We start from the raw sequence: 12,456 nt of genomic DNA, 5'->3' as shown, positions 1-12,456 counted from the left end.
AATGAGTTCAATTCCATGGCAAGATAAACCAGAAGGAAGTCAAGATGTTGTTTGGCGCTATTCTGAAAATCCAATAATTAAAAGAGATGCTATTCCAACATCTAATAGCATATTTAATAGTGCTGTAGTTCCTTTTAAAGAAGGTTTCGCAGGCGTATTTAGGTGTGATAATAAAGCGGTGCAAATGAATATTTTTGCAGGTTTTAGTAATGATGGAATTAATTGGAATATCAACGAAAATCCAATAGATTTTAAAGCAGCAGACGAAGCACAAGTTTTAGGTGATTATAAATACGACCCTAGGGTTATTTTTATAGAAGATCGCTATTGGATTACATGGTGCGAAGGACATAATGGTCCAACTATTGGAATTGGTTATACCTATGACTTTGTAGAATTTTTTCAATGTGAAAGCGCTTTTTTACCCTTTAATAGAAATGGTGTGTTATTTCCTAAAAAAATAAATGGAAAATATGCTATGATGAGTCGCCCTAGCGATAACGGTCATACTCCTTTTGGCGATATTTATATGAGCTATAGTCCAGATATGAAATATTGGGGGGAACACAGGCACATGATGTCTCCAACAGCATTTAAGGATAGTGCTTGGCAATGTACAAAAGTAGGTGCAGGATCCGTACCTTTTTTAACCAATGAAGGTTGGCTTATGTTTTATCATGGCGTTATTAATACCTGTAATGGGTTTAGATATGCCATGGGTTCTGCAATACTGGATGAAAATAATCCACACATTGTGAAGTTCAGAACGCAACCTTATCTACTAACGCCGTCGGAACCTTATGAGCAAATTGGAGATGTTCCTAATGTAATTTTTCCATGTGCCTCTTTACAGGATGTTGAAGCCGATAAAGTTACTATTTTTTATGGTGCCGCTGATACAGTTGTAGCATTAGCCTTTGGTTATATAAGTGAAATATTAGAATTTACTAAAAGTAATAGTATTGTTTAAAATATGTATAAAATAGTGTTATTATGTTCTATTTTTAAGAAAGACTTATGTTTTATATGCCTTTTATTTCTATGTCTTCCGCTAGCTAGTTGCGCTCAAGATGCAACAAACCGTATTATCCCTAAAACATATATTGCAAATCATATAAAAGAACCTATTAAAATAGATGGTTTAGGATTAGAGAACTCTTGGAAAAATGCCGAGTTTTCTGATTTGTTTATAGATATAGAAGGAGTAAAAAAACCAAAATATAATACCCGTGTAAAAATGCTCTGGGATAATGAGTATATTTATTTTTTAGCAACTATGGAAGAACCTCATGTGTGGGGGACTTTAAAACAAAAAGATACGATTGTTTATTATAACAATGATTTTGAAATTTTCATAGACCCAGATGGCGATGCACATAATTACTATGAATTTGAATTTAATACTTTAAATACACTTTGGGATTTATTCATTACAAAACCATATAGAGACGGTGCATTGGTATTAAATGATTGGGATGCTAACGGTATAAGATCTGCTGTGCATATTGAAGGGACATTAAATAATCCTAACGATATAGATAAAAGTTGGAGCGTAGAAATTGCTATTCCTTTAAAGGTGTTTAATACGTCGTATCATCAAATTGTAGAATTGAAAGATAAGTTTTGGAGAGTAAATTTTTCTAGGGTTCATTGGGATTTTCAATTAGAAAACAATAGGTACTCTCGCAAAAAAAATAATTCTGGAGTATTTGAGTCAGAATACAATTGGGTATGGTCTCCGCAAGGCGTTATTGCAATGCATCAACCAGAAACTTGGGGCTATGTGTATTTTGCAAGAGGAGCTTCACAAGAAGCTAAAAACTTTGTAATTCCTAAAGATGAACATATCAAGTGGTTTTTATTTGATTTGCATAAAGGTTTAATGGATAAAACAATAACACCTAAAGATGTTGGTGCTGCAAAATTAGTTTTAAAACAAGAAGTAATACCTACATATCAATCTCATGAAACGGGATATAATATTTGGGTTAAAAGTCCATTTACGGGAAATAAAATTATTATAAACAAAAACGGTCAAATCATTATAAAATAATTCAAAATGAAACATAATTTATATATTATAATCATCACTTTGTTTTTAGTGGTTTCATGCACTCAGCAAAAAAAAGAAACAGTTGCTAAAACAGATGAGCCTGTAGAACTAGCTTTTAAATATTGGGCATGGTACGGTGCAGGTGCTGGAGTAGCCGATAGTATTCATAAAAAACAATTTAAAAAATATGCAGATAACGGCATAGATGCTGTATTAATTGATACCAGAGCAGATGCCAATTATTTATCTAAAATAACACCTCTCGCTATAGAAGAAGGTTTGGAAGTGCATGCGTGGATGTTTACCATGAACAGACCAGGCGACACAACTGCCCTAAAACACCCAGATTGGTATATGGTAAGCCGTAGTGGTAAATCGTGTTTTGACAACCGCCCTTATGTAGATTATTATCAATGGTTATCGCCAAGTCATCCAGATGCGCGTCAACATATATGGAATTTAGTTGAAGGTTTAGCTAAAGTTGATGGGGTTACAAGTGTGCATCTAGATTATATAAGATATCCTGATGTGTATTTGCCAGTAGGTTTATTACCGAAGTATAATTTGGTTCAAAATGAAGAATTACCAGATTTTGATTTTGATTATTCTGATGCTGCCGTAGAAAAATTTGAAAAATTATATGGACGAAACATAAAAGAAGTAGAAGTGCCAGCTATAGATATTGAATGGAAACAGTTTAGATTAAACGAAATTAAAACAGTAGTAGATGGCGCTTATGACATAGCACATAAACACGGTAAAAAATTAACAGCCGCTGTATTTCCATATCCAGAAATGGCAGACCATATGGTGCGTCAACGTTGGGATAAATGGAATATTGATGAAGTATTACCTATGATTTACAATAATTTTTATAATGAAGGTTTAGATTGGGTAAAATTTGCTTCAGAACAGGGGATAAAAGATTTACAAGGTAGAAATACACAATTACACACGGGTTTATACCTTCCTGAAATGGATGATGAAACCGTAGTTAATGCTATTAAAGCAGCTAAGGAAAGTGGAGCGAGTGGTGTCGCATTTTTCGATATTCAAGATTCACATTTCGAAGTGATTAAAGTATCAAAAACAGAAAAATAATCTATGAAAAAAAGCTTCATTTATATAACTTTTGTATTGGTATTTGGAGCATGTAGTAAATCTAAAACTACAAAGGCGGACACTAATAACATGTTGGTGGATTATGTTAATCCTTTTATAGGAACAGATGGTCCTGGTAATACCTACCCTGGTGCAACAGTACCTTTTGGAATGGTGCAATTAAGTCCAGATATTGGTATTCCTGGCTGGGATAGAATTGCAGGGTATTATTATCAAGATTATATAATTACGGGCTTTTCACACACGCATTTATCGGGAACTGGAGCTGGAGATTTATATGATATTTTGGTAATGCCAGTAAACAGTAGGTCAAAAAAAAGGATTGAAGCTAATAATTTTAAACCCTTTTCGTCTTTTAGTCATGACCAAGAAAAAGCATTTCCCGGCTACTATTCTGTAGATTTATTAGACTATGGTATTAAAGCAGAATTAACCGCTACAAAACGCGTAGGTATTCATCGCTATACCTTTCCAAAAGATGGCAGTAGCGAAATACATATAGATTTAGGCTATGCTTTAAATTGGGATAAGCCTACAGAGACTTATCTAGAAAAAGTAAACGATACCACTATTCAAGGTTATCGTATGTCTACAGGTTGGGCAAGAAACCAAAAAGTGTATTTTCAAATGCAGTTTTCAAAACCTTTTGATACGCATAGCTACTTTAAAGGTGACACACTGAAGATTTACCCCATGAAAGGGAACACTAAAATGGTGCTCAAATATCAAACGATGGAAGATGAGCAGATTATTATCAAAACAGGATTATCTTCAACAAGTTGTGAGGCTGCTTCCTATGCCATAAAAATGGAAACTACAGGTTTCGATTTTGATTATCAACAGGAAAAAACAACGCTTATTTGGGAAAATCAACTTAAAAAAGTAAAAATAAAATCAAAAGACGACAATAAGAAAAGTGTGTTTTATACAATGATGTATCAATCCATGTTAGCACCAACATTATTTAGCGATTATGGTGGCACTTACAAAGCGGCTAATGATGAAAATGGAAATTACAAAACAGGCGTAAAACCTATTGCTAGAGCACGAGGGTTTCATCGATACGATACTTTTTCGTTGTGGGATACCTACAGGGCGGCGCATCCGCTTTACACCATTTTACAGCCAAAATTAGTGCCAGATATGATAAAATCACTCTTGGCACATTATGATGAAACAGGTGAGCTTCCCGTTTGGTCTATGCAAGGGAGTGAAACTAATATGATGATTGGTTATCATGCGGTGCCAGTTATTGTAGATGCTTATTTTAAAGGCTTTAAATTTAATACAGAAGTAGCCTATAAAGCGTGTAAAGAAAGCGCTATGGTTAATGATAGACAAATAGATATTTATAGAGCCAAAGGATATATTCCTGTTGATAAACATCATGAAAATTGGTCGGTTTCAAAAACCATGGAATATGCTTATGATGATTGGTGTATCGCTATGTTTGCAAAAGGTTTAGGAAAGCTTGACGATTACAGAATTTTTATAGAACGCTCTCAAAATTGGAAAAACCTTCACAACAAAAATAACTCGTGGTTTCAGCCTAAAGATGAAAAAGGGAATTTTATAACCCCTTTTATTCCAAAAGAATATAGTCCATATTTTTGCGAAAGCAACGCATGGCAATATTACTGGTACGTGCCGCATGATGTTGGTACACTAATTGAAAAAACAGGAGGTGCAGAACGTTTTGAGCAAAAGCTAGATTCTATGTTTTCGTATTATCCCGAGCCAACGGACAAACTACCTGTTTTTAGCACAGGGATGATTGGGCAATATGCGCACGGTAACGAACCAAGTCATCATGTAGCGTATCTATATAATTACTTAAAAACACCATCTAAAACTCAGAAATTAGTTCGAAATATTTTAGAAAACCAATATAAAAATGAACCAAATGGGCATTGTGGAAATGAAGATTGCGGACAAATGTCGTCTTGGTATATTTTTAATGCATTAGGGTTTTACCCTGTAAATCCTGCACAAGGAGTTTATAATTTGGGAGCACCATTGTTTGAAGAAGCAACAATCCAACTGCAAAATGATAAAACCTTTAAGGTTATTGCAACCAATCATGCTTCAGAAAATATTTATGTTGAAAGCATGACCCTAAATGGAAAAGTATTAGATAGACTATATATCACACATAAAGAAATTATTAATGGTGGTGTTTTAGAATTTAAAATGACAAATACTCCCAATGATGCTTTGTTTGATAAAACACGCTTGCCACAACAAAATAACATCTATTGAATATGAGATTTTTAAAAGCCATATTAATTTTTAGTGTAATATTTAGTTTTAATGCTTGCGAAAATTCAACTTCAAAAAAAGAAAAAAAGCAAATTATAAAACCAGTAGTCATTTCAACATGGAATCACGGGTTAGTAGCGAACGAATCGGCTTGGGAACTTTTAATAAACGGAGGAAGTGCTCTCGATGCCGTTGAGGTTGGTGTAAAAACCGCAGAAGCAAACCCAAATGTACAAACTGTAGGTTTAGGTGGCTTTCCCGATAGAGAAGGAAAAGTAACTTTAGATGCTTGTATTATGGACCAAAATAATAATTGTGGTTCGGTAGCATTTTTGCAACATATAAAACACCCTATTTCTGTAGCGCGAAAGGTTATGGAAGAAACACCTCATGTAATGTTAGTTGGAGAAGGCGCATTACAATTTGCATTAGAACAAGGGTTTGAAAAAGAAGACTTGTTAACCGAAAAATCTAAAAAAGCTTATGAAGCGTGGTTAGTTAATTCTAATTACAAACCTATAATTAATATAGAAAACCACGACACGATTAGCATGTTGGCGTTAGATGAAAACGGTAACCTTTCTGGGGCGTGTACCACAAGTGGGGCATCATGGAAAATGTATGGACGCGTAGGAGATTCGCCAATAATTGGAGCAGGCTTATTTTTAGATAACGAAGTTGGTGCAGCAGCAGCTACAGGCATGGGAGAAGCCATGATAAAAACAGCAGGAAGCGCTATGGTAGTAGAATTAATGCGCCATGGAAAATCGCCAGAAGCAGCCTGCAAAGAAGTGGTAGAACGTATTTATAAAATATATCAAAACGAGCCAGATTTAGAGTGGTTGCAAGTAGGCTTCATTGCTTTAAATAAAAATGGCGAATATGGTTCTTATTGCTTAAGGCCAGGGTTTAATTATGCTGTACAAACGAAGTCTATAGAGAATCAATTAATAGATGCTAAATATAAAATCAAAATATAAGAGCTCTGTTGCTTTTTAACGAAAATAAAGAATAAGGTAAATATAAAGAAGGAGTCCTTAGAGTTTACTACATTTAAAGATGGATTAGTTATCTAAAAAAATAGAAAATCAATATATCTCCATGATTTTGATTAAATATTACAGCTAAAATTATCGCTATAAATGTAATTTTATATATGAAAAAACTTAGCATTATTTCTACGTTTTATAATACTGCTTTTAGCGATGTTATAGTATAATGAATTGAAAAAAGGTGCTGTTTGGAAAATATATTGTAAAACTTTAACTAAATATAAATGAATTTATACCCTTTAAAATTTACGCCCCTTTATAAATATAGAATTTGGGGAGGCGAAAAATTAAAAACAGTTTTAAATAAAGATTATACAGAAGAAAGCATAGGAGAATCTTGGGAGATTTCAGGAGTTGAAAATGATGAAACCTTGGTTGCAGAAGGGCTTCTTAAAGGTAAAAGTTTAAAAGCATTAATAAATGAGTTTAAAGGCGATTTTGTAGGTAATAGTGTCTACGAAACCTTTGGCGATAAATTCCCGTTACTCATTAAATTTATTGATGCTAAAACACCATTATCCATACAAGTGCACCCAAGTAATGAGATAGCAAAAGAGCGTCATAATTCGTTTGGTAAAAATGAAATGTGGTATGTTATGGGAGCCGATAAAGATGCAGAATTAATTGTTGGTTTTGATGAAAAAATAAATCAAAAAGACTATAAAACCCATTTAGAAAATAATACGATTTTAAATGTAATGCATCATGAAATTGTAGAAAAAGGCGATACATTTTATATTCCAACGGGTAGAGTCCATGCTATTGGTGCTGGTGTTTTATTAGCTGAAATTCAGCAAACATCAGATATTACCTATAGAATTTATGATTACGATAGAGTAGATGCTAAAACGGGTGAAAAGCGCGAGTTGCATAACGATTTAGCAATTGATGTTATAGACTATGAAGTGCACGATGCTTATAAAACAGATTACAAAGTAGAGACAAATAAATCAAATACACTAGTGCATTCGCCATATTTTAAAACCAATATTATTGCATTAGATGGTGCGATGAAAAAAGACTATTCAAATGTAGATTCTTTCGTTATTTATACGTGTGTTGAAGGTGCAGCTAATTTAAGTTGTTATGGTGAACGCTACGATATTAAAAAAGGGGAAACAATTTTAATTCCTGCAAGTTTAAATGAACTAGAATTAGAATCAAAAGGGGCTAAAATTTTAGAATCGTATTATTAATGAAAAGATGCATGAAGACAGTTAAATATTTATTTTGTGTATTATTTTTAAGTATGTTTTCTTGTAATCAAGAAGCGGAAAAAGAAAGTACTTCGAATATAATTTCGGAAAGCGAAAGTTTAGTAGATTTTGTAAACCCTTTAATGGGAACAGACTCTTCTTTCGATTTATCAAACGGAAATACATACCCAGCAATTGCAACACCTTGGGGAATGAATTTTTGGACACCAATGACTTCCAAAATGGGAGATGGTTGGACATACAAGTACGATGAAAACAAGATTCGAGGGATTAAACAAACCCACCAACCTAGTCCGTGGATAAACGATTATGCCGCATTTTCATTAATGGCGGTAACGGGCGATTTAAAATATCAAGAAGACGAACGTCAATCTTGGTTTTCTCATAAAGCAGAAACTGTAAAACCACACCATTATAGTGTGTATTTAGCAGATTATGATGTTACTGCTGAGGTTACACCAACAGAGCGAGCAGCTCACTTTAAATTCACCTTTCCAGATAATCAATCTTACATTCTATTAGATGCTTTTTTTAAAGGATCTATGGTTAAAATTATACCCGAAGAACGAAAAATTATAGGCTACTGTAGAAATAATAAAGGAGGCGTTCCAGAAAATTTTCACAACTATTTTGTGGCAGAATTTGATAAAGATTTTGAAGTAACGCACACTTGGGGCGATAATTGGAAACTATTAAAAAACTCTAAAGAAAGCGAGGGAGAACATGTTGGAGCCATTGTAGGTTTTAAAACAAAACGAGGCGAAGTAGTTCATGTAAAAGTAGCATCATCATTTATAAGTTTAGAGCAAGCAGAACTCAATTTAAACCGAGAAATAGGAGCCGATACTTTTGATAATACGTTAGCAAAAGCAAAGGCATCATGGGAAACCGAGTTAAATAAAATTACAATTGAAGATGATAATATAGATAACATCAGAACCTTTTATTCTTGTTTATATCGTGTTTTATTATTCCCAAGAAAATTACACGAATTAGATAAAGACAATAACATAGTGCATTACAGTCCGTATAACGGCGAAGTTTTACCAGGTTATATGTTTACCGATAACGGATTTTGGGATACCTTTAGAGCTGTTTTTCCTTTTTTCAATATGGTCTACCCAGAGCTAAATAGCCAAATTATGGAAGGATTGGCAAATACCTACAAAGAATCTGGTTGGTTGCCAGAATGGGCTAGTCCTGGACATCGCGATTGTATGATAGGTTCTAATTCATCTCCAATTATTTCAGATGCATTTTTAAAAGGTGTTACTATAGATAATGTTGATTTGCTTTTAGAAGCCATGATTAAAAATGCGACTACAGCAGAAAATAGACCGCTTTCTAGAGGTGGAAAAGTGATTAAATCAGTAGGACGAGAAGGGGTTAATTATTATAACAAATTAGGTTATGTGCCTTACAATGTTGGGATAAAAGAAAACGCTGCCCGAACCCTTGAATATGCTTATGCCGATTTTACAATTGCGCAAATGGCAAAAAAACTAGGTGACGAAGATTTGGCAAATACATTTTATAAACGTTCTTTAAATTATAAGAATTTATTTGATTCTGAAACAGGTTGGATGCGTGGTAAAAATGAAGACGGTTCGTTTCAATCGCCTTTTAATCCATTAAAATGGGGCGATGCGTTTACCGAAGGTAACAGTCTACATTACACATGGTCTGTTTTTCATGATGTCAATGGTTTAATTGATTTAATGGGAGGGAAAGAAGCTTTTGTAAACCAATTGGATGCTGTGTTTAACATGCCGCCAGATTTTGATAATTCGTATTACGGCTTTACCATTCACGAAATAAGAGAAATGCAAATTATGAATATGGGGAACTATGCGCATGGTAATCAACCTATTCAACACATGATTTATCTGTATAATTATGCAAATACAAGTTATAAAACGCAAGAAAAAATCAGAGAGGTATTAACAAAATTATACACGCCAACACCAGATGGGTATTGTGGAGATGAGGATAACGGACAAACATCAGCTTGGTACGTATTTAGCGCATTAGGTTTTTATCCTGTTACGCCAGCCGTAAATCAATATGTTATTGGCAGTCCTTTATTTAAAAAAGCAACCATACATTTAGAAAATGGAAAAACGTTTCAAATTTCGGCACCTAATAATTCAAAAGAGAATTTTTATATTCAATCGGCAACTTTAAATTCCGAAGCTCATAACAAATCATTTATTACGTTTGATGCTATTCAAAATGGAGGTGAATTATATTTTGAAATGGATAGTACACCAAATAAAAAATGGGCTAGTGATGCTGATACTGTGCCGTATTCGTTGAGTTCAAATTTAAAATAATTCCAAATATGAAATCTTTTTCAATAGTATTATCTCGATTATTAGTTGTTCTTTTTATTTCTTTTTTAGGATGTAAAAATGAGACTTTAAAAGATGCTACAGCGAAAAAAGAAATTGAGAAATTAAAAGATTTCACGCAATATGTAAATCCGTTTATAGGAACTTCCAATTTTGGAACCACCAATCCTGGTCCTATTGCGGTTCGTGGTATGGCTAATGTATCGCCGTTTAATGTAGCAGGTCATCAAAACTTACCTTTAGAAAAAGATAGCCGTTGGTTATCAACACCGTATATCAATGAAAACCCTTTTTTAACGGGCTTTAGTCATGTTAATTTAAGTGGTGTGGGTTGCCCAGAGCTTGGCGTAATTTTAGCAATGCCAACAATAGGGAGTTTAGAAACAAATCATTTAAAATATGGTTCAACTTATTCAGAAGAAAACGCAACTGTAGGTTATTACAGCAATAAAATTGATAAATACAATGTGAAAGTTGAAGCTACGGCTACAACACGAGTAGGTGTAAGTAAATATCATTTTCCTGCTGGAGATGCTAATATTCTTTTAAATCTAGGTTTAGGATTAACGAATGAAGAAGGTGCTATGGTAAAAGTGGTATCGTCTACTGAAATTGAAGGAATGCGTAGCGTAGGGTCATTTTGTTATTACAAACCAGAAGAAGCTTATCCTGTTTATTTTGTAGCGCGCTTTTCAAAACCTGCTGATGAATTTGGTATTTGGAAAAAACCAAGAAACTACACAGGTGTGGAAGCAGACTGGATGACGTATAATGCCGAAACACGAATTAAAGAAAACTATACAAAAGAAGTGGTTGGCGATAGTATTGGTGCGTTTATGCGTTATAAGTTTGATAAACCATTAACGGTTGAAATGAAAATAGGCGTCTCCTACGTGAGCATAGAAAATGCACGTGAAAATTTAGAAAAAGAAACAGCAGATAAAAGTTTTGACGATATTCTTGCTGATGCTAAAAAAGAATGGAACACGTATTTATCGAGAATAGAAGTTGAAGGCGGTACAGCCGATGATAAAACTATTTTTTACACTGCTTTATATCATACATTAATTCACCCTAATACTTTAAACGATTTTAACGGCGAGTATCCAAAAATGAAAACTAGGGAAACTTTAAAAACCGATGGTACGCGTTACACTGTATTTTCGTTATGGGATACTTACAGGAATTTGCACCAATTGATGAGTTTGGTATATCCAGAACAACAATCGAATATGGTAAAAAGTATGTTGCAGATTTATGATGAATCAGGTTGGTTACCAAAATGGGAACTAAATGCAACTGAAACCACAACCATGGTAGGCGATCCAGCGGGTATTATTATAGCAGATACTTATTTAAAAGGTATTCAAGATTTTGATGTTGAAAAAGCTTATGAGGCCATGAAAAAGAGTGCAACACAATTAGATAATAACCCGTTGCGCCCAGGTATTAAAGATTATATTAATAAAGGGTATTTAACTACAACAACTGTTTATAGCGGCTCAGTATCAACCACCCAAGAGTATAATGTTTCAGATTTTGCTATTGCGCAATTAGCCAAAGTATTAGATAAAAAGGAAGATTATGAGGTGTTTTCTAAACGCTCTATTTCATATAGAAAACTCTTTGATAAAGAATTGAATTTATTGCGTCCTAAAAATCATGATGGGAGTTGGGTAGCACCATATAATCCTGAAGCGGGTGCTAATTTTCAGAAAAACTTAGGTTTTATAGAAGGTAATGCATGGCAATACACCTTTATGGTTTCTCATGATACTAAAGGGCTTATAGAATTAATGGGAGGCGATACACCTTTTGTAAATAGATTGGAAGATGTTTTTAAGAAAAACCAGTTTGATATGGCTAATGAGCCAGATATAAATTATCCATTTTTGTTTAATCATATAAAAGGGCAAGAATATAAAACGGGACAAAAAGTGCATGAACTATTAAAAAAATACTTCAAAAACACACCAAACGGACTTCCAGGAAATGATGATACAGGTACTATGAGTGCTTGGGCTGTTTTTTCTATGATGGGAATTTATCCAGTAACTCCTGCAGAACCTAAATATGCTATTACTACTCCTGTTTTTGATAAGATTACAATAAGGTTGAATAATAAATATTATAAAAATAGCCAATTAGTTATTAAAGGAGGGGGAAATAAAAAAGGTAAGATTAAGGGCGTTAAATTAGGCAATACGAATATAAAAGGGTTTTTTATTAATCACTCGGATTTGATAAAAATGGGTTCCTTAACTATTAGCAATAAGCAAGATTAGCCTTTTTTTAAAGAATCGTTTTTATCATATAATATACAGGATTTAGTGATTGGTTTAATTAAGGTTTTATTTTGAAAAATTACTAATCAGTTACAATATAGAATGTTATAATCGCAA

General features: G+C 33.6%; 8 protein-coding genes. All 8 read left to right on the top strand.

The annotated features are described in order from the left end of the window. Position 1: 1 nt before the first annotated feature. The 8 genes from Q0945_RS05725 to Q0945_RS05690 all read left to right on the top strand — a co-directional run bounded on the left by Q0945_RS05725 (position 2) and on the right by Q0945_RS05690 (position 12,339). A complete protein-coding gene (locus tag Q0945_RS05725) occupies positions 2-970 on the top strand; it encodes a glycoside hydrolase family 130 protein (protein ID WP_299431858.1) in 969 nt (322 codons plus the stop codon). A 3-nt stretch (positions 971-973) separates the two neighbouring features. Beyond that, positions 974-2,053, top strand: a complete 1,080-nt coding sequence (locus tag Q0945_RS05720) for a carbohydrate-binding family 9-like protein (RefSeq protein ID WP_299431855.1) — start codon at positions 974-976, stop codon at positions 2,051-2,053. Between the two features lie 6 nt (positions 2,054-2,059). After that, complete coding sequence (locus Q0945_RS05715) at positions 2,060-3,154, top strand: family 10 glycosylhydrolase (RefSeq protein ID WP_299431852.1); 1,095 nt, start codon at positions 2,060-2,062, stop codon at positions 3,152-3,154. A 3-nt stretch (positions 3,155-3,157) separates the two neighbouring features. Further along, positions 3,158-5,434, top strand: a complete 2,277-nt coding sequence (locus tag Q0945_RS05710) for a GH92 family glycosyl hydrolase (RefSeq protein ID WP_299431849.1) — start codon at positions 3,158-3,160, stop codon at positions 5,432-5,434. 2 nt (positions 5,435-5,436) lie between these two features. Further along, on the top strand, positions 5,437-6,414 hold the full coding sequence (locus Q0945_RS05705; protein ID WP_299431846.1) for a N(4)-(beta-N-acetylglucosaminyl)-L-asparaginase: 978 nt from the start codon (positions 5,437-5,439) through the stop codon (positions 6,412-6,414). Between the two features lie 296 nt (positions 6,415-6,710). Next, positions 6,711-7,682, top strand: a complete 972-nt coding sequence (locus Q0945_RS05700; protein ID WP_299431843.1) for a type I phosphomannose isomerase catalytic subunit — start codon at positions 6,711-6,713, stop codon at positions 7,680-7,682. Between the two features lie 11 nt (positions 7,683-7,693). Further along, positions 7,694-10,036, top strand: a complete 2,343-nt coding sequence (locus Q0945_RS05695; protein WP_299431840.1) for a GH92 family glycosyl hydrolase — start codon at positions 7,694-7,696, stop codon at positions 10,034-10,036. Between the two features lie 8 nt (positions 10,037-10,044). Then, positions 10,045-12,339 carry a GH92 family glycosyl hydrolase gene (locus Q0945_RS05690; RefSeq protein WP_299431796.1) on the top strand — a complete coding sequence of 765 codons (2,295 nt, stop codon included), beginning with the start codon at positions 10,045-10,047 and terminating at the stop codon, positions 12,337-12,339. The last annotated feature ends 117 nt before the right edge of the window (positions 12,340-12,456 follow it).

Source organism: uncultured Maribacter sp., from assembly GCF_947500405.1.
Lineage (GTDB): Bacteria > Bacteroidota > Bacteroidia > Flavobacteriales > Flavobacteriaceae > Maribacter_B.
Note: the sequence above shows the minus strand (reverse complement) of the source record. Positions and strands in the feature narration are given on the sequence as shown.